The sequence below is a fragment of the Pseudoclavibacter endophyticus genome, from assembly GCF_008831085.1.
Classification (GTDB): domain Bacteria; phylum Actinomycetota; class Actinomycetes; order Actinomycetales; family Microbacteriaceae; genus Pseudoclavibacter; species Pseudoclavibacter endophyticus.
In genome coordinates, this window is the sequence record NZ_WBJY01000001.1 from 1,392,750 (window position 1) to 1,410,664 (window position 17,915).

20 protein-coding genes, 1 tRNA gene and 1 other RNA gene are annotated in these 17,915 nt (G+C 69.4%); 17 read left to right on the top strand and 5 right to left on the bottom strand.

What is annotated here, in order from left to right; translation table 11 throughout:
* Nucleotides 1-4: 4 nt before the first annotated feature.
* A complete protein-coding gene (locus F8O04_RS06175) occupies nt 5-1,498 on the top strand; it encodes a dihydrolipoamide acetyltransferase family protein (RefSeq protein ID WP_158028399.1) in 1,494 nt (497 codons plus the stop codon).
* A gap of 113 nt (nt 1,499-1,611) precedes the next feature.
* Nucleotides 1,612-1,899, top strand: a complete 288-nt coding sequence (locus F8O04_RS06180) for a DUF3039 domain-containing protein (RefSeq protein ID WP_158028400.1) — start codon at nt 1,612-1,614, stop codon at nt 1,897-1,899.
* A 36-nt stretch (nt 1,900-1,935) separates the two neighbouring features.
* On the opposite strand, the gene F8O04_RS06185 is transcribed toward F8O04_RS06180, so the two are convergent.
* The gene (locus tag F8O04_RS06185) at nt 1,936-3,258 is read right to left on the bottom strand and encodes a nicotinate phosphoribosyltransferase (RefSeq protein ID WP_158028401.1); all 1,323 of its coding nucleotides are present in this window, start codon (nt 3,256-3,258) and stop codon (nt 1,936-1,938) included.
* A 68-nt stretch (nt 3,259-3,326) separates the two neighbouring features.
* Here F8O04_RS06185 and murI point away from each other — a divergent pair, with 68 nt between their 5' ends.
* From murI to F8O04_RS06200, 3 genes are read left to right on the top strand one after another with little or no spacing between them, the layout of a single operon-like run.
* Nucleotides 3,327-4,202: a glutamate racemase gene (murI, locus tag F8O04_RS06190; protein ID WP_158028402.1), complete on the top strand. Its 876-nt coding sequence runs from the start codon at nt 3,327-3,329 to the stop codon at nt 4,200-4,202.
* Entirely contained in the window at nt 4,199-4,939 is a 741-nt protein-coding gene (gene rph / locus F8O04_RS06195) for a ribonuclease PH (RefSeq protein WP_158028403.1), read from the top strand. Before murI ends, rph begins: the two co-directional genes overlap by 4 nt.
* Nucleotides 4,936-5,601: a non-canonical purine NTP pyrophosphatase gene (locus tag F8O04_RS06200; protein ID WP_225734900.1), complete on the top strand. Its 666-nt coding sequence runs from the start codon at nt 4,936-4,938 to the stop codon at nt 5,599-5,601. The genes rph and F8O04_RS06200 overlap by 4 nt, the downstream gene beginning before the upstream one ends.
* Nucleotides 5,602-5,604: 3 nt before the next feature.
* Here the strand turns inward: F8O04_RS06200 and F8O04_RS06205 are convergent.
* Nucleotides 5,605-5,686 (bottom strand) — tRNA-Leu (locus F8O04_RS06205).
* Nucleotides 5,687-5,759: 73 nt separating this feature from the next.
* On the opposite strand from F8O04_RS06205, the gene prfB reads away from it, so the two are divergent.
* The 4 genes from prfB to smpB all read left to right on the top strand — a co-directional run bounded on the left by prfB (nt 5,760) and on the right by smpB (nt 9,298).
* On the top strand, nt 5,760-6,872 hold the full coding sequence (gene prfB / locus F8O04_RS06210) for a peptide chain release factor 2 (RefSeq protein ID WP_158028404.1): 1,113 nt from the start codon (nt 5,760-5,762) through the stop codon (nt 6,870-6,872).
* 77 nt (nt 6,873-6,949) lie between these two features.
* Nucleotides 6,950-7,834 (top strand): cell division ATP-binding protein FtsE, encoded by an 885-nt coding sequence (ftsE, locus tag F8O04_RS06215; RefSeq protein WP_158028405.1) that lies wholly within the window; start codon nt 6,950-6,952, stop codon nt 7,832-7,834.
* On the top strand, nt 7,831-8,742 hold the full coding sequence (gene ftsX / locus F8O04_RS06220) for a permease-like cell division protein FtsX (protein ID WP_158028406.1): 912 nt from the start codon (nt 7,831-7,833) through the stop codon (nt 8,740-8,742). Before ftsE ends, ftsX begins: the two co-directional genes overlap by 4 nt.
* A 79-nt stretch (nt 8,743-8,821) precedes the next feature.
* Complete coding sequence (gene smpB, locus F8O04_RS06225; RefSeq protein WP_158028407.1) at nt 8,822-9,298, top strand: SsrA-binding protein SmpB; 477 nt, start codon at nt 8,822-8,824, stop codon at nt 9,296-9,298.
* A 138-nt stretch (nt 9,299-9,436) separates the two neighbouring features.
* Here smpB and F8O04_RS06230 read toward each other — a convergent pair whose 3' ends face one another.
* Nucleotides 9,437-10,738: a thioredoxin domain-containing protein gene (locus tag F8O04_RS06230; RefSeq protein ID WP_158028408.1), complete on the bottom strand. Its 1,302-nt coding sequence runs from the start codon at nt 10,736-10,738 to the stop codon at nt 9,437-9,439.
* Between the two features lie 541 nt (nt 10,739-11,279).
* Nucleotides 11,280-12,881, bottom strand: a complete 1,602-nt coding sequence (locus tag F8O04_RS06235; RefSeq protein WP_158028409.1) for a hypothetical protein — start codon at nt 12,879-12,881, stop codon at nt 11,280-11,282.
* Nucleotides 12,882-13,135: 254 nt separating this feature from the next.
* On the opposite strand from F8O04_RS06235, the gene ssrA reads away from it, so the two are divergent.
* Nucleotides 13,136-13,503: a transfer-messenger RNA gene (gene ssrA / locus F8O04_RS06240) on the top strand.
* Nucleotides 13,504-13,642: 139 nt separating this feature from the next.
* A complete protein-coding gene (locus tag F8O04_RS06245) occupies nt 13,643-14,800 on the top strand; it encodes a tyrosine-type recombinase/integrase (protein ID WP_158028410.1) in 1,158 nt (385 codons plus the stop codon).
* Here F8O04_RS06245 and F8O04_RS06250 read toward each other — a convergent pair.
* On the bottom strand, nt 14,797-15,417 hold the full coding sequence (locus tag F8O04_RS06250) for a hypothetical protein (protein ID WP_158028411.1): 621 nt from the start codon (nt 15,415-15,417) through the stop codon (nt 14,797-14,799). The genes F8O04_RS06245 and F8O04_RS06250 overlap by 4 nt on opposite strands.
* 299 nt (nt 15,418-15,716) lie before the next feature.
* Here F8O04_RS06250 and F8O04_RS06255 point away from each other — a divergent pair, with 299 nt between their 5' ends.
* The 6 genes from F8O04_RS06255 to F8O04_RS06280 are packed head-to-tail and all read left to right on the top strand — an operon-like array spanning nt 15,717 to nt 17,911.
* Nucleotides 15,717-15,917 (top strand): helix-turn-helix domain-containing protein, encoded by a 201-nt coding sequence (locus tag F8O04_RS06255; protein WP_158028412.1) that lies wholly within the window; start codon nt 15,717-15,719, stop codon nt 15,915-15,917.
* A gap of 3 nt (nt 15,918-15,920) precedes the next feature.
* Nucleotides 15,921-16,100, top strand: coding sequence for a hypothetical protein (locus F8O04_RS06260; RefSeq protein WP_158028413.1), 180 nt, complete (start codon nt 15,921-15,923; stop codon nt 16,098-16,100).
* Entirely contained in the window at nt 16,097-16,909 is an 813-nt protein-coding gene (locus tag F8O04_RS06265) for a hypothetical protein (RefSeq protein ID WP_158028414.1), read from the top strand. The genes F8O04_RS06260 and F8O04_RS06265 overlap by 4 nt, the downstream gene beginning before the upstream one ends.
* Nucleotides 16,906-17,313, top strand: a complete 408-nt coding sequence (locus tag F8O04_RS06270) for a hypothetical protein (RefSeq protein WP_158028415.1) — start codon at nt 16,906-16,908, stop codon at nt 17,311-17,313. Before F8O04_RS06265 ends, F8O04_RS06270 begins: the two co-directional genes overlap by 4 nt.
* Entirely contained in the window at nt 17,310-17,564 is a 255-nt protein-coding gene (locus tag F8O04_RS06275) for a hypothetical protein (protein ID WP_158028416.1), read from the top strand. The genes F8O04_RS06270 and F8O04_RS06275 overlap by 4 nt, the downstream gene beginning before the upstream one ends.
* Nucleotides 17,561-17,911: a hypothetical protein gene (locus F8O04_RS06280; RefSeq protein ID WP_158028417.1), complete on the top strand. Its 351-nt coding sequence runs from the start codon at nt 17,561-17,563 to the stop codon at nt 17,909-17,911. Before F8O04_RS06275 ends, F8O04_RS06280 begins: the two co-directional genes overlap by 4 nt.
* The last annotated feature ends 4 nt before the right edge of the window (nt 17,912-17,915 follow it).

The following is a 17,915-nucleotide window of genomic DNA, read 5'->3' on the forward strand; positions in this document are numbered from 1 at the left end:
CTGGATGAAGTCGTTTCTGCTGCCTGATCTCGGTGAGGGGCTCACCGAGGCGAGCGTCGTCAATTGGCTCGTCGCCGAGGGCGACACGATCACGATCGATCAGCCCGTGGTGGAGGTCGAGTCGGCCAAGGCGGTCGTCGAGCTGCCGTCACCATTCGCCGGTGTGGTCTCGAGGCTGCACGCCGGGGTGGGCGAGACCATCCAACTCGGCGATCCCGTGATCTCGGTCGTCGCCGACGACGACCGCCCCGCCCCTGAGCAGGGTCCGGCCGCCGAGCCCGCCGCAGCGTCCTCGGCGCTGCCGGGCGAGGCATCGCCGTCGGCCCCGTCGTTCGTCCCCGCGGCCGCTCCCGCTCCCGACGACTCGGCCGAACACGGTCGCTCGGGTGCCGTGCTCGTCGGATACGGCACGACGACAGCGACGACGCGGCTCGCGCGCCCCGCCGGCGGGCGGTTCCGGCGTCGCGGCACTGCGGCCGGTGCGCCGCCGCCCGTGTCATCGCTGAACGAAGGTTCCGGCGTACACCCCGCGCCCGTCGACCCCTCGCGCCGTTCGCGCGTCGTCTCGCCGCTCGTTCGCCGACTGGCGCTCGACAACGGGTTCGACGCATCACATCTCGCCCCCACCGCTCCCGACGGCGTGGTTCGCCGAGAGGACGTGCAGGCCGCGATCACGGCCGTCGGCGCGAGCGGGCGCGGCACGGGCGCGCACGGGGCGACGCCGGAGGCCGAAGCGGCAGGCGCCGCCCCCGACGCCGCGACGGCGCGCGGGTGGTCCGACGGCCTGGGCGGGCGCGACGACGCCGCCGGCGTCACGCGCATCCCCATCACGGGCATGCGGGCGGCAGTTTCCGAGCATCTCTCGCGATCGCGCCGCGAGGTACCCGAGGCGACGATCTGGCTGGAGGTCGATGCCACGGGCGCGCTCGCGCTGCGAGAGCAATTGCGCGAGGAGACGGGCGAGCGATTCTCGATGGCGGCGATCATCGGACGCTTCGCGGTCGCGGCGCTCCGGAAGTACCCCGTGCTCAACGCGAATATCTCGGCGGACGGTCGTGAGGTCGCGCAGTATGACGCCGTGAACCTCGGTATCGCGGCGCAGACCGCGCGCGGTCTCGTGGTTCCCGTCATCCACGACGCCTCGGCGCTCTCGCTGCGCGGGCTGCGTGACGCGATCGACGACATCGCCCGCAACCACGCCGATGGCATCTTCCCTTCCGAACGGTTGCGCGGCGGCACGTTCACGCTCAACAACTACGGCGGGTTCGGGGTCGACGGCTCGGCGCCGATCCTCAATCATCCCGAGGTGGCGATGCTCGGCATCGGGCGGATGCTCGAGCGGCCGTGGGTGGTCGACGGCGAGATCGTGGTGCGCACGATCGTGACGCTCACGCTCGTGTTTGATCACCGCGTCTGCGACGGCGATGTCGCGAGCGGGTTCATCACGACCGTTGCGAAGGCGATCGAACGACCCACGCTTGCGCTCGCCGATCTGTGACAGGGAGCGAGCGGTTGCGCCCGCGCCCGTCGAGGCTCCCCGGGACGTGGCTGTCGCCCGAGAGAACGGTGCGCAGCGAAAGGGTCGCCCGGCGGGGGCGTAAACTGTCCGGCATGTCAAGCACGCTTCCCCCTGCAGGCCCCGAGAGCCCTGGCACCGGCGGCTCGACGTCGGTGCTCGATCGTGAGCTTGAGGAACTGCTCGAAGAAGAACAGACCAGCGATCCCGGCGATCACGACAAGTTCGCGCACTACGTGCCGAAGGACAAGATTCTTGAATCGGCCGTGACCGGCAAGCCGGTGCGCGCGCTCTGCGGCAAGAAGTGGCTGCCGAACTCCAACCCCGACCGGTTCCCCGTGTGCCCCGCGTGCAAGGCCATCTTCGAGAAGATGAACGCATAGGCGTCTCGGGACGCCGCCCTTACTGCCCGTTGACCCTTAATCCCCGTCGACGAAGACCGTGGAGAGGGCCGGATCGCCCGCCCGCAGCCGCAGGGCCGTGAGCGGGAGTTCAGCGATCACGGCTGCACAATGCTCCCGAGCGGCGGCGACCCCGGCGGCCCCGAGCCAGCGCTCGTCGACCACGCCGTCGGTCACGAGGTCGACGGCGAGCTCGCGGTCGTCGCCGTCGCCGACGGACGCGTCGCCGATGCCGACGAGTTCGGCCGTCGCGACGCCGCGCTCGTCGCGACGCCGCACGGGATGCTTGACGCCGCCGATCGAGACCTTCCCCGTCGAGGCCTTCGCAACCGATACCCACTCGCCCGACGCCTCGTCACGGCGGGCGACCAGCTTGTAGACCATCCCGGACGCCACGGCGCCAGAGCCCGTGACGACCGAGGTGCCGACGCCGTACGAGTCGACCGGCGCGGACGACAGGCCCGCGATGGCGAACTCGTCGAGGTCGTTCGTCACCGTGATCTTCGTCGACGTCGCGCCCAGGGCATCCAAGTGGGCCCGCACTTCTGCCACGAGGGTCGGCAGGTCGCCCGAGTCGAGCCGAACGCCCCCGAGCCCCGGCCCAGCGACCTCGATGGCGAGCTCGATGGCGCGGCCCACGTCGTAGGTGTCGACAAGGAGCGTCGTGCCGACCCCGAGGGTCTCGAGCTGCGCGACGAACGCGTCGCGCTCGGTGTCGTGCAGCAGCGTGAACGAGTGCGCGGCCGTTCCCATCGTCGGCACGCCCCAGGTGCGGCCCGCCTCGAGATTGCTCGTAGCGTCGAAGCCGGCGATGTAGGCGGCTCGCGACGCGGCGACGGCGGAGTGCTCGCCCGTCCGCCGCGACCCCATCTCGGCGAGCGGGCGGCCCTGCGCCACGCTCACCATTCGCGAGGCCGCGCTCGCGACCGCGGAGTCGTAGTTGTAGATGCTCAGCAGCAGGGTCTCGAGGATGACCCCCTCGGCGAATCCGGCGTGTACCTCGAGCAGCGGGGAGTTGGGGAAGAAGAGCTCGCCCTCGCGATACCCGCGGATGTTGCCCGTGAACCGGTAGTCGGCGAGCCAGCTCAGCGTCTCGTCGCGAACGATGCCGCGCTCGCGCAGGAACTCCAGCTCTGAGTCGCGGAACCGGAATCGCTGCAGCGCCTCGAGGGCCCGCCCGACGCCGGCGACCACTCCGTACCGGCGGCCTGCCGGCAGCTTGCGGGCGAAGAGCTCGAAGACGCAATCCCGATCGGCCGTGCCGGCATTGAGCGCGGCGTCGATCATCGTGAGCTCGTACTGGTCCGTGAGCAGTGCCGTCGAGGCGAAGTCGGTGGTCACGCCGGAAGCCTACGTGAGGGGACGACCTCGGCCGGGTGGACAGGGGCCCGGCGGTAGGATCGTCGCTCGTGAGCAACGCACCCATCGGCATTTTCGACTCGGGCGTCGGCGGGCTCACGGTCGCGCGGGAGATCCGGGCGCAGCTGCCCGGCGAGTCGCTCCGGTACATCGGCGACACGCGCCACGCCCCCTACGGCCCGAAACCGATCGCCGACGTGCGCCGCTATTCGCTCGAGGTGCTCGACGAGCTCGTCGCCGAGGGCGTCAAGCTGCTCGTCATCGCCTGCAACACGGCCTCGGCGGCCGTGCTCCGCGATGCCCGCGAGCGCTACGACGTGCCCGTCATCGAGGTCATCGCCCCCGCCGTCCGCGCCGCCGTGTCGTCGACGCGCAACGGCAGAGTCGGGGTCATCGGCACCGCCACGACGATCGACTCGCACGCCTACCAGGACATGTTCGAGGCGGCCCCGCACGTCGAGATCACGGCGAGCGCGTGCCCCGCGTTCGTCGAGTACGTCGAGCGGGGCGACACGACGAGCCCCGAGCTCGTGCGACTCGCCGAGGGCTACCTCGCGCCCCTCAAGGGCACCGACGTCGACACGGTGGTGCTCGGATGCACGCACTACCCCTTCCTCAAGGGTGTCATCGGCTACGTCATGGGGCCCGGCGTCACGCTCGTCTCGAGCGACGTCGAGACCGCCCAGGACGTCTATCGCCAACTGGCGTCGAACGGGCTGCTCGATCGTTCGGGCGCCGCGCCGACCTATTCGTACCGCCAGACGGGGCCCGACACGGACGCGTTCGTGCGGCTCGCACACCGCTTCCTCGGGCCCGACGTCGACCACGTCGGCCACCTCGAGACCGCCGCTATCACGCTGCCGCCGGGCGCGGCATCCGTGCCCGCAACCGCACCGCCGACCGCCCGCACGACGGAGGACCCATGACAACGACCCAACGACCAGACGGCCGCGAGCTCGATGAGCTCCGCCCAGTCACGATCGAGCGCGGCTGGAGCGAGCAGGCCGAGGGCTCGGCCCTCATCTCCTTCGGCCGAACCCGCGTGCTGTGCACGGCGAGCTTCACACCCGGGGTGCCGCGATGGCTCACCGGGCAGGGCAAGGGCTGGGTGACCGCCGAGTACGCCATGCTCCCGCGGGCCACCAATGAGCGCGGCTCGCGCGAGTCGGTCAAGGGCAAGATCGGGGGCCGCACGCACGAGATCTCGCGCCTCATCGGGCGATCGCTGCGCGCCGTCGTAGATATGAAGGCGCTCGGCGAGAATACGATCGTTCTCGACTGCGACGTGCTGCAGGCCGACGGTGGCACGCGCACGGCCGCCATTACGGGCGCGTACGTCGCGCTCGTCGACTCGATCGCCTGGGCTCGCGGCGCGGGCCACGTGCGGCCGAAGTCCGAGGTGCTCTCCGATTCGGTCGCGGCGATCTCGGTCGGCATCGTCGACGGCAGGGCCGTCCTCGACCTGCCGTACGTCGAGGATGTGAAGGCGGGCACCGACATGAACGTCGTCGTGACCGGCTCCGGCGACTTCATCGAGGTGCAGGGCACGGCGGAGGGGCGGCCGTTCGACCGCGCCGAGCTCGATCGCCTGCTTGACCTCGCCCTCATCGGCACGACGCGGCTCACCGAACTGCAGCGCGAGGCCCTGACGGGGGCGGAGTGAGCACGGGCGCTGGGGATGCCCGCGCCGCAGGCGCGTCGATCCCGGTCGTGCTGGCCTCGCACAATGCGCACAAGCTTGAAGAGCTTCGTCGCATCCTCGGCCCGCGCCTCGAGGGAATCGAGCTGCGCGCCTACGACGGGCCCGAGCCGGCAGAGGTCGGCGTGACCTTCGAGGCCAACGCGCTCATCAAGGCTCGCGCGGCCGCCGAGCACACGGGGCTGCCGGCCATCGCCGACGACTCGGGCATCTGCGTGGACGTGCTCGGGGGCGCCCCCGGCATCTTCTCGGCCCGCTGGTCGGGCCCAGCGAAGGACGCCCGCGCGAACGTCGACCTGCTGCTGTGGCAGTTGACCGACGTACCGGATGCCCACCGCACGGCGGCCTTCACTGCTGCAGCGGCCATGGTGGTGCCCAGTGCGTTCGCACCGGGCGACGCGGACGTTGCGGATGCCGTGCGCGGCGAATGGCGCGGTCGCCTCCTGCGCGCGGTCAGGGGAGAGGGCGGCTTCGGGTACGACCCGATCTTCGCGCCGGACGACGGCGACGACCGCAGCGCGGCCGAGCTGTCGGCCGATGAGAAGGACGCGCGCAGTCATCGACGCCGGGCGTTCGAAGCGCTCCTGCCTCGCCTCCGAGCGTCGCTCGGGCTCCGCGAGGGGTGACCGTGCGGGCGGGGGGACTCGAACCCCCACGCTCGGGAGCACAGGAACCTAAATCCTGCGTGTCTACCAATTCCACCACGCCCGCGCGGTCCCGATTCTACCGGTGGCGCCGAGCATGGAACGGGCGCCCGCATCCCGCCCGGTAGCCTGGGAGGATCATGATCAACTTGGACATCCAGGCCGAACTCCAGGCGCTGCGCCAGACGTTCGGCGACATCAGCGACGTCATGGACCCGGAGGCGCTGCGCGCCCAGGTCGCCGAACTTGAAGTCGAGGCATCGGCGCCCGACCTGTGGGATGACCCCGAGCGTGCGCAGGGTGTCACCAGCAGGCTCAGCCACGCGCAGGCCGACCTCAAGCGGCTTGAAGCGCTCGACAGGCGTCTGGACGACATCGAGGTGCTCGCCGAGATGGCGGTCGAGGGTGATGACGAGGAGACCGCGGAAGAGGTGCGCCGCGAGCTCGCCTCGATTTCGAAAGCCGTCGGCGTGCTCGAGGTGCAGACGCTGCTCGACGGCGAGTTCGACGAGCGGCCCGCCGTCATCACGATCCGCGCCGGAGCAGGTGGCGACGACGCGAGCGACTTCGCAGAGATGCTGCTGCGCATGTACGTGCGGTGGGCTGAGCAGCACGGCCACAAGACGAGCCTGCTCGACACCAGCTACGCCGACCACGGCATCAAGTCGGCGACGCTCGAGGTCGACGCGCCCTACGCCTTCGGGACGCTCTCGATCGAGGCAGGCACGCACCGGCTCGTGCGCATGAGTCCCTTCAACTCGGCCGGGAGCCGCGAGACGAGCTTCGCCGCCGTCGAGGTCGTCCCGCTGATCGAGCAGACGGACCAGATCGACGTTCCGGAGAACGACATCCGGGTCGACGTCTTCCGCTCGTCCGGCCCCGGCGGCCAGTCGGTCAACACGACCGACTCGGCCGTGCGAATCACGCACGTCCCGACCGGCATCGTCGTGAGCTGCCAGAACGAGAAGTCGCAGATCCAGAACCGCGCCGCCGCCATGCGCGTGCTGCAGTCGAGGCTGCTCCTCATCCGCCGCGAAGAGGAGGCGGCGAAGAAGAAGGAGCTCGCCGGCAACATCACGGCCAGCTGGGGCGACCAGATGCGCTCGTACGTGCTCGCGCCGTACAAGATGGTGAAGGACCTGCGCAGCGAGCACGAGTCGTCGAATCCCGACAAGGTCTTCGACGGCGATCTCGACGGGTTCATCGCGGCCGGTATCCGCTGGCGCAAGAAGCTGCAGGCCGAGGCCGCGTAGGCGCGCCTCGAGCATCCAAATCCGCCCCGCGCGTCGCGCGCGGGAACTGGGAGCACCGCGCCTACGCTTGTCGCGCCATGATCAGATTCGACAGCGTATCCAAGGCGTTCCCCGGCGGGCAGCGCGCTGCCGTCACCGACCTCACCTTCGAGGTCGAGCGGGGCGAGTTCGTCTTCCTCGTCGGCCCGAGCGGCTCGGGCAAATCAACCGTGCTGCGCCTCGTGCTGCGTGAAGACGTGCCTTCGAGCGGCGACGTGCACGTGCTCGGGCAAGACCTGCGGGCCATTCCCGGCAGCAAGGTGCCGCACTACCGTCGCAACCTCGGCATGGTGTTCCAAGATTTCCGGCTGCTTCCGCAGAAGACGGTCCGCGAGAACGTCGCCTACGCACTGCAGGTGCTCGGCCGCTCCCGCGGGCTCATCGCCGAGGCGGTGCCCGACGTGCTCAAGACGGTCGGCCTCGCGGGCATGCAGGACCGATTCCCGCACGAGTTATCCGGCGGTGAGCAGCAGCGAGTCGCCATCGCACGCGCGGTCGTCAACAGGCCGGCGATCCTGCTGGCCGACGAGCCGACCGGCAACCTCGATCCAGACACGAGCCGGGGCATCATGAAGCTGCTCAGCCGAATCAACGCGAACGGCACGACCGTCGTCATGGCCACGCACGACCAGTCGATCGTCGACGAGCACCGCCTTCGCGTGATCGAGCTCGCCGAGGGCGCGATCGTGCGCGACGAGCGAAGCGGCGTATACCAGCCCGAGCTGGTCGAGCCGGCACAGGCACCGGTTCAGGGTGCTGTCCGGGAATCGTCGAGGCGGCGCACGATCGCCGACTCGATGGCCGATCGGATCACCGCGAGGGACCTCGGCCTCCGCACGCCGGACGGTGACGCCGGTACCGATGCGGATGCTCCCGACAGCACGGCGCGCGGCGCCAAGGGCGAAACGGGGACGACCCGATGACGAGGCTCGTACTGGCGGAGATGTGGCAGGGCATCCGCCGCAACTCGACAATGGTGATCTCGCTGATCCTCGTGACGTTCGTGTCGCTCACGTTCATCGGCGCCTCGGTGCTCCTGCAGCTGCAGGTGTCGGCGATGAAATCGGAGTGGTTCGAACGCGCGCAGGTGGCTGTCGATCTCTGCAACGACCTATCGTCCGCCGCCAACTGCGCCGGCGGCGCCGTCACGGACGAGCAGCGTGAAGCGATCGACGTGGCCTTGCGCGGGGAGGTGCTCGCCCCCTACGTCGAGACGATCGCCTTCGAGACACAGGAGGAGGCGTATGCGAACTTCCAGCAGCAGTTCGCGGGCGACCCCATCGTCGACTTCGTCGAACCCGACTACCTCAACGAGGCCTTCTGGGTGACGCTCACCGACCCGGATGACGCCGAGGTGCTCGTGCAAACGCTGTCGAGCATGCCGGGCGTGGAGTCGGTCACGGATCAACGCCAGTATCTCGAGCCCGTGTTCGACGCGCTCAACGGTGCAAGCATCGCGGCCATCGCGATCGCGGTCGTCATGCTCGTGGCAGCTGCCCTGCTCGTGTCGACCACCATCCGCCTCAGCGCGTTCAGCCGCCGTCGCGAGCTCGGCATCATGCGCCTCGTCGGCGCCTCCAACCGGTTCATCCAGGCACCCTTTGTGCTCGAGGGCGTCGTAGCGGCGGTCATTGGCGCGGTGCTCGCGTCGGCAGCCCTCGCGGTCATCGTGCAGGTCTACGTGCGTGGTTTCCTCGCCCAGAGCATGCCGTTCACGTCATTCATCGGCATGACCGACGTGCTCCTCGTCATACCGATCCTGCTCGTCATCGGCGTCTTGCTGGCTGCGACCTCGGCCTCGATCTCCATTCGCCGCTACCTGCGCGTCTGAGAGGCCGGGGCCGCGTCGTCGCGCGAGCGCACCGCGCGTGTAGGCTGAGAGGTCGCGCCGCACGGGAAGGGGGACGCGCATGGCGAAGGAACGAGGCCACAAGGTCGTCGCGACGAACCGTAAGGCTCGGCACGACTACCTCATCGAAGACACCTACGAGGCGGGCCTCGTGCTTTCAGGCACCGAGGTGAAGTCGCTCCGAGAGGGCCGCGCGTCGCTCGTCGACGGGTACGGCTACATCGATCGCGGCGAGGCCTGGCTCGACGCCGTGCACATTCCCGAGTACCTCGAGGGCACCTGGAACAACCACGCGCCCCGCCGCAAGCGCAAGCTCCTCCTGCACAAGGACGAGATTCGCAAGCTGGACCAGGTGGTCAAGCAGGGCGGCTACACATTGATCCCGCTGCAGCTGTACTTCGTCGACGGGCGCGCCAAGGTCGAGCTCGCGCTCGCGAAGGGAAAGCGGGAGTACGACAAGCGCCACGCGCTGCGCGAACGGCAGGATCGCCGCGAAGCCGAGCGCGCCGTGTCGCAGCGCCGCTACCTGGGCGAGTAGCGACTCGCTTCGGTCGTTGCTGCCGTGTCCAAACCCGTTCGTGGTGTCCAAACCCGTTCGTGGTGAGCGTTCCGCCATCACGAGGATGGCGGCCCACCCCGGTGGGGGAGAGCCGCCATCGCGAGCCGGTGGCGGGAGTTAGCTGCCGAGCTGTGCCACCGCGTCGGTCACGACCGTCTCGTGCCCCGCGAGGATGCCCTTGATGCTGCGTGCCTGCCATCCCGTTCCTGAATCGCCCGCCGCGTTCGGGTCGGCCGCCTGCCAGGCCGAATCGATCGCGCTGTCGGCCGCCGCGCGCGCCTGATCGGCGGCGTCGAGGAGATCGAACGTGTTCGGGAACGGCCGCTCGCCGGCGGTCAGGTTCGGCTGCTCCGTGCGCATCGACTGTGCGGCCTCGGCGTAGGCGTCGGCGGTCGCCTGGTACTCGCTCGCCATCGTCGCGCAGACGTCCTCGAGCTCTGGCAGGAAGCACTGCGCGCCCGCCAGCTCGGCCGTGTCGCTGTAGTAGGCGGTGTTGGTCGCATCGATCGCGTTCGCGTAGGCGTCGCGACCTTCCTGCGTGCCGTAGTTGGGGCATCCGCCCGACGAGGTGCACGTGATGAAGAGGCCGTTGCCGAACTCGATGTCGCTGCCGTTCGCGATCGTCAGGGAGTCCTGGAGCGTCGTGGTGAGGTTGACGACGTACGTGTTGAGCAGCGAGTTGTACTGCGGGTACACGGTGCAGAACTCGCTGAGCGCGGTCATGGCCTCGACGCCGGTGCCGGTGAGGGTCTCGACGGCGGCGCGTCGCTCAGCGAGGCCATTGCTCGTCTCGAGCGCCTCCTGGTACTTCGCCGACGCGTCGGCGCCGTCTTCTTCGGCGAGCGACGGGACGGGTGAGGCCGCGAGCGTTTCGAGCGTGGTCGCTGCGGTGGCGACGCCCTCGCAGCGCGCCTCGAAGTCGCTCATCACCGACGAGTTCTGCGAGTTGAAGTCGGCGTTCTCGGCCAGTGCCTCGGAAACGACCACATTGGCGACCTTGTCGATCTCGTCCTGGGTCCACGTGGAGTTATGCGCTTCGAGGGCCGCAGTGAAGTCGTCGGCCAGCTGATCGCCCTTGGCCACGTTGGTCAGATGGATGCCGAGCGGAATGCCGATGGCCGCCAGGATGAGCAGCACGACGCCGCCGATCGCGGGGATCATGATGGCCGCTCGCTTGTACCAGGGCTTCTTCTGGCCGTCTCGCGGCCCCTCAGCGGGCGAGCCGGCCGGGTCGCCCTGGTGGGGAGGCCAGCCTGCGCCGCCGTACCCTGCGGCACCGGCGGCGGAGGCGCCTTGCGCGGCGCCCGGGTCGTGATGGAAGCCGGTCGACGAGTCCTGGCCGTACGCGGAAGTCTGCTGGGGCATCGCCGTGGTCTGCTCGTAGCCCGGCACGGCCGAGGTCTGCTCGGCACCCGACACTGGAGCCTGCGCGTTGTTCCAATCGCCGTTCGGGCCCGCGGCCGGCCCCTGGCCCCAGGTGGGTGAGGGGGGCTGTTGGCCGGCGCCTGCGGACCCTTGGTTCCAGTTGGCGTCAGGTGGCTGTTGGCCGGTCCCTGCCGATCCCTGGCCCCAGTTCGGTGCGGGGGGCTGTTGGCCGGCCCCTGCCGATCCTTGGTTCCAGTTGGCGTCAGGCGGCTGTTGACCGCCGCCTGCGGAGCCCTGGCCCCACGACGGCGCTGAGCCGCCGTTCGGAGCGTCCGACGGTTGAGCAGGGACGCCCCCGTGCTCGGGAGCCTGCCCGTCCGCGTGTCGACCGGGCGGACCCCACGCCTGGGGGTCGTGTTGCTGTCCGTCCGCTTCGCCCTCGCCCGGGCGACCCCACGGCGAACCCGGGCCGCTGAAGTTTCCGCTCATGAGGCGCAATACTAGTCGCGACGCGAACGGAAACCCGCCGGGCGCTTCGCCGAGTTCGGGACGGTCCTGCGCGTGGCTGCACGGATGCTGACGGGTGGCCGCCCGGTCAGGCTGAAGCCGACGCGGCGTAATCAGTGACCGCGGTCGCCAGGTGCGTCTCGTATTGGGTGACGAGACGGATCAGCATCCGCGTCTCCCAGCCCGGCTCCACGTCGAGGAGTGACTCGGGATCGACGCTGCCGGCCTCGAGCTTCGCCTTGTCGGCGACCTCCTGGAAGACGTGGTTCATTTCGGCGGTCGCCTCGGCGAGGCGAGGGAACGGCGGCTGACCAGGCTCGTCCGACACCTGGAGCTGCTCCATCGCGTTCGCCGCGGCCGTCACACCGCTCTTCGCCTCGTTCCAGGCGTCGGACATGAGCGTGCAATACGGCTTCAGAACGTCGAGCCAGCACGCGTCCCGATAGTGGGCGATGAGCGACTCCATCCGCTCCTCCTGAATCGAACGCCACGTGGCGGCGTACTTCCGCCGTTGTTCCTCGTTGGCGTAGTCGACGCAGCCGAGCGGGTCATCGCAGGTGGCCTGCACATTGTCGATCGTGATGACGCCGCCCGGCGCGACGGTTCGCAACGGCTCGAGTTCGGCGAGGTCGCGCGCCGATGCATGATTCTCGATCGTGACTCCGGCTTGAAAGTTGGTGCAGAACGCCGCGATCGGCGCGATCGTGTTGCTGAGCGCGCCGAGGAGTGTCTGTGCCGTCTGCCGCAGGGCGGCGAACTCGCCATCCCGCTGCTGCGCGTCGCGGTAGGCCGCGCTGAAACTGGCCGAGGGAAGCACGGCGAGCGTTGGCGGCGGGTTGTCCGTCATGGCCGTCGCCGCCCGGGTGGCATCCGCGAGCACCGCTCCGCATTCGGTACCGAATGCCTCCTGCGCCTCAGGGGGCTGCTGCAGGGCATCGGCAGATTCCTCGATGCCGGCGTGGGGGAGCGGGCCGAGAAGCGCCTGGAGGTTCTCGCTGGTCCACGCCGCTTCGAAGGCGGCGAGCTCCGTGGTGAACTGGCGCGCGGCCTCGTTGGCCTCGGCAGTCGCCCGCGCCTGCGCGAGGGCGGGCAAGCCGATGCCCGCGACGAGGCCGGCCACGAGCACGACGACGACGGGAATGATGATGACGAGTCGCGTGTACCAGCGCTTGCCGCGCTCCGGAGGGGTCGGGTCCGACGCCTCGTACATCTTCGAGGGGGTGTACTCCGGGTTCGACATGGCCACGTGGGAGCCGTGCCGACTGGCATCGCGGAAGCCGGCGACCCCTTTGGCCTCGCGGTTGGCCTCGACCGCCGAGCGCTCGGCCTCGGCGCGGCGCCGCTCTTCCAGGAGCTGTCGATATGCCCGCTCGGCCCTCTTCCCCTTCCGAGGCGCCTTCTTCGCGTCGTATTGCTCGGCCCGCGCCTCGGCGGAGTCCCAGTCGAATGGAATCGGGGCAGGCGGCGCGGTCTGTGCGGCCGTCGCGGCGTCGAGCGTGGGGGCGCCCGTCGTGCTGCTGACGAATCGCCTTCCCCGCCCCGCGGTCAGGCGGGCGGGCGACCCCGACTGGGCGTCGCCACGGGCGGACTCGGCCGGACCGCCGTGTTCGGCCGCCCACGCATCCTCGGCGCTCGAACCATCCGGGTTGATGTCGCGGATGCGGTTGCCCGGCGCGAAGCCGTCGCTCACAGGTGCCCCTCCAGTGTTGATCGAACGTCGTCCCCACTCGCAAGCGTCGCTCGAGGAGTCGCAGCGCGGGCGAAGTCTGCCACACCCGCGCATCACGAAGGTGACGCGGTTCCGGTGATCTCGAACCTGCCACCCCTTGCTTCGGCGGCGGCGGGACGATATCCTGATGTGCTGCCGCAAGCGCGGCATTGACAACTCAACAGCGTCACGTTGCTGCACGCAACTGCCCGCGCCCCGTGCGTGTGGCGGTAGACGGGGATGATCGGTTTCGACACTGTTCGTTACTCTGCGTGAAGCGGGTCGAGGATGCGGGGTTATCTCGTTAACGCCCCTCGCAACTAATAGGTGCCAACGCTAAGCGCACCGACTTCGCCCTCGCTGCTTAAGCGAGCCTGAAGTCCGTCGGTCCGGAGTTGCGCTCGCTCCGATCACCGGCGTCAATTTGAGCGCTTGCTGCGCGGCTGTGTCTCAGGGCCGCGCGGGACTTTTTCTGAGACTGGGCTTGTCGACGAAGGTGCCTCACCCTCACGTCGGAGCCGAGTAGAACATCAGTGAGGCTGCACCCGGAGAATGCGCAGTCTTCCGGCAGTGGACGGGGGTTCGATTCCCCCCATCTCCACCAGCGGCAACGTGACGTACCCCGACTGCCCTACTCCCGACTGGGAAGTAGGGCAGTTTTCTGTCTGGCGGCAGTCTCCCAGGTTCCCAGGTTTTACCCTCGTTTCACGGCGTGTCGCCCGTTGTTATGGCACGCTAATGGCATGGCGGGGAAGGTGCGGCGCGAGCACAACGGCACGATCCGGAAGCTACCGAGCGGCCGGTACCAACTACGGTTCAAGGTGCCGGGCTCGCTGCCGCCCGTCTACTACCCGGCACCGCACACGTTCGCGACGAAGGCGCCCGCTCAGGCTGCTCTCCGCCGCCACAACGCCGCGATCGACGCGGGTACGTGGCGGCACCCCGACGACCTCAAGGCCGAGGCCGAGGCTACCGCCGAGCGCGCTGCCGTGGAGGCCGTCACCGTCGCCGAGCTCTCGGAGCAGTGGCTCGAGGTGAAGCGCGCTGAGGGGCTGGCGCACGGGTCGCTCGTCACCTACAGGTCACGCCTGGCCGCGTCGGTGCTGCCCGCGTTCGGCACCGTGCGCGTGGTCGATGTGACGCCCGAAGCGGTTGCCGACTGGTTCAAGGTCCGTGACGCCGAGAGCCGTCATGTCGCGGCGCTTGCCTACGACACGCTGGCCGCGGTCATGCGGTACGCCGTCGGGCGTGGCGTCATCACCGAGTCACCGTGCACCGTGCCGTCGAAACAGCGCGCGTCGAAGCGCTCGACGGGGGAGCGCGGCATAGTCGTGCCCGACGACATCATGCAGGCGATCGCGGCCGAGCTGCCCGCGCCCCTGCATCTCGTGCCGCTGCTCGCGGGCTGGGCCGGCCTGCGCGAAGGTGAAGCGCTCGGGCTGACCGCCGATGCTCTCTCCGAGCACGACGGCACGACGTTCCTGCACATCACGCAGCAGGCGACCGCGAAGGGCCCGAGCGGGCTCGCGCCAACGAAGTCGCGAGCGGGCGAGCGGGTGGTGCCGGTGCCCGGCTGGCTCGCGCCGCAGCTGCACGAGGCCGTCGAGGGCGGTCTGCTGTTCCCTTCACCGCGGGACTCGTCGCGGCCGATCTCGCGGTCGGTGTGGGACCGGCGTTTCGCTGCCGCGGTCGAGGCTGCCCGTGCGAAGGGCGTGCCGGTGCCCGCGGGCGTCCGCCTGCACGACTTCCGGCACTCGGCATTGACGCGGTTCGCGCGTGCAGGTGCAACGGCCGAGGACATGCGCCGCTTCGGTGGCCACTCCGACGACAAGACGGCCGGTGTGTATCAGCACTCGGATGCGGCGCGGCTCGCCGATATCATGCGCCGGTCGGAGAGCTAACCCCGCTTCGGACGCCGCCCAGACTTCCCCGTCGCACTAATTGGGATGTACCCGCGGCGCCGTGCCTCTGCCGCCCATCGTTGCGCCGTGCGCTTGCTCGCGCCGGAAGCCTCCACGACCCGATCAACGGGCGACGGATCGCCCGCGTCGTGCGCGTTCAGCCAATGCTCCGCGACGGCCGCGAAAAACTCGTCGTCAGTCATTCCAGCGCGATTATCCAGCGCTGGCAGTTCGTTGCGTTCGTGATGCCTGCGGCGCAGCCACCGCGACATCTTGCGCATCCCGTACTCGACGCTCTCGCGTGTCAGTTCCGCTGATATTGCTTTTACCGGGAGGCTCCGCAGGTCGCTGCCAGTGACCTCGCGGCCGTCAGCGTCGGGCACGACGATGCTCGTCACGATCCGGACGGGCACCGTCTGACCAGCAACTTCGGCGATCTCGGTGCCCAGCTGCACGCGAAGCAAGAACGTGCGTCCGGTCTCGTCGTTGCGGACGACGGCCCATTGACGGGGATCGTCAATGTGACTACTACCGGGGATCGACTCGAGACGGTGCAGCTCGTCGGGTGCGAGCACGCTGCCGACGAATTGCCAGGGCGCAGGGAGAGTGACGGGCATTTGGCCAGCATAGTTGCAACCACGACACGCCGGAGCAGAGTGGCGCGGTTGTAACTCCGACATGGATGCGTATAATCGCCGGTGTCGCAGTTGAAACCGCGACACACGGCAGGACGGCCCGTGAGTGAGGGAGACCGAGCCCGCGGGGCCGTACGCAACTTGAGAACTCCACACGACCCGCCAGTGCGGCCAGCACCGCCCGGAAGCGCCCTAGGGGCGTTGCCGAGCTGAGCCGTGTCGGCGGCAACGAAACACCCTCCGCAACCGCGGAGGGATCACCACAACGAAAGGAGAGCAACATGACCACTCTCACGACGGGCGTACGCCAGGCAGCGTTCCCAATCAAGGCGATCGCCCAGGCGCTCGGCGTCCACCAGAACAGCATCTACGCGATGACCTACGACGGCACGTTGGCGACTATCCGCGTCGGCCGGTCGGTGCGCATCCCGCGTGCAGAGCTCGAGCGGCTCGGCTGGCCGATCCCCGAGCCGACGGCGTAGCGCGTGCTCGACATCCTCGCCGCGCACGCGCTGCTGGCGTTGCTGCTGCTCGGTGGCGCGCTCGTCGCGCTGCTGCTCTGCCCACCCGATGAAACAGACGAGGCCCCCGGGAGCGGCGTGCCAGCGCCATATGCCCCCGAGGGCGTCGCATCCAACCCCAGATCAAAGGAGTTACCCAGATGACCGAGTCCATTATCCCAGCCCCGACCGACAACCGCACACCGAACTACATCGTCGAGTTTCACGAGCCCATGCCGATCGACATCAGCATCGACAAGGAATCGGGCACGTGGCGCATGCCGAAGTTCACGGCGCACTTCGACCCCACCACGGGCGTCATCACCTTCACGACGTTCTTCGTGACGACCGCCCCGTACGCGGCCGCCAGCGAGGCGCGCGCAGCCGCGTACGCCATCGTCGCTGACCTGCGGGCGGGCAACATCACGCCCGACGAGTGGACCCTCGACGACGACGGCACCCGGTTCTACGTCGACGCGTGGACGGGCGAAGCTCGCCGATGCGACGTGACCGGGTGTCCCGGATTCGGCGAGTGGTTCCCGCACGCCTCGAGTCTTGACGGCCCGGCGATCGCGACGATTCATGATCCGCACGAGGCCCGACCGACGCGCGGCATGGCCTACTGGGGCATCACCGTCGCGTTCAACGAGGGCACGACCCGGTGGGAAGTCGAGGCGATCGCGCACGACTCGTTGAACCCGGTCGAGGCGCGCGGCGTTGCGCACGCGCTCTCCGAGGCCGCGGCCATTGCCGACGACCTGAACGGGACCCCGCCGCGCGAAGCCAACGACGCGGCCCTTGCGCGCCTCGTGCAGAAGCTCACCGCGACCGACCTGCTCGTTATCGGAGACCTGTTCGACTTCGGGCCGGCCGAAGTCATGCGGCGCCTCACCCCACCCGAATCGGTGACGCTCCGCCGCCCGGCCACGACGGCATGCGAGCCCGACACCCACGGCGCGGGAGGTGGACTGTGATCATCAGGCCGTTCTACAGCGGGTACGAAATCGAAGAACGCGAGGCCACGCGCTCGGTGATCGTCGACGCGGATAACGAGGCGGGGCGGCTCGCCCGCTACTACTTCGCCCTCGCGCGAGTGCCGCAGACGAAGAAGATCATCGTCTGGCACTTGCAGGGATCGACTGACCTCGAGCGCGTCGACGCTTTGCGTGTCACTGAGCGTTACCGACGTCTCGGCCCTACACCGCAGGTGTCTCCGGACCTGTGGCGCCGCCGCAAGGCCGGGCCGGGGTACTCCTTCGCTTCCCCGTGGCTCGGCAACTACGTCGATGTCGACGCCGTGTTCGCGCAGATCATGGCGACGGTCACGACCTCGAGCGATGCCCCTGCACCGCCGCGCGAAAGCGAGGTGTGGTCGTGAGCATCTTCGAGTCGCCCGAGCGCATCAAGCTGCTGAAGCCCGTGGGGTGGACGATCGTGTCGACCTCGACGGGCGTGCGCCTCGACCTCGAGTCGGTCGGGCTCGCCCTCGAGCTTGACCGCGACGACGCGCGGCAGCTTGCCGAGTCGCTGGCATTCACCGCCGCGGGGGAACCGGTGCCACGGCCCGCGTCGCCCACGGCGTCACCGCACCGGAAGGCGACTGGCCGCGAACGGAGGCGGATCGCATGACCCGGCGTCTCGTGGGGGCGTCGGTCGGAAGTGAACTCGACCGCGCCCTCACGGGGCTGCTCGACGGCAGCCTCGAGATCGCCGACCTGCACCCAGCACTCGCCGCGTGGTGGTGGGCCGGGTGGAACGCGGGCCGCTACTCGCTCGCGGGGCGGCTACAGCGGGCAGAGGACGAGGCGGCCCGGTGGTACGAGCTCGCGTACTGCCCCGGCGCGCGCGACTACCCGGACATGGTCCGTCGCCGCCTCGATGCTGCCGCCGCCCGGTGGCCGGAGCACGCGAACGAGACCGACGACTTCACGGCGGCACTTGAGGCCGCGACCACGCCGCGCCAGCGCGCGGCATAACCCG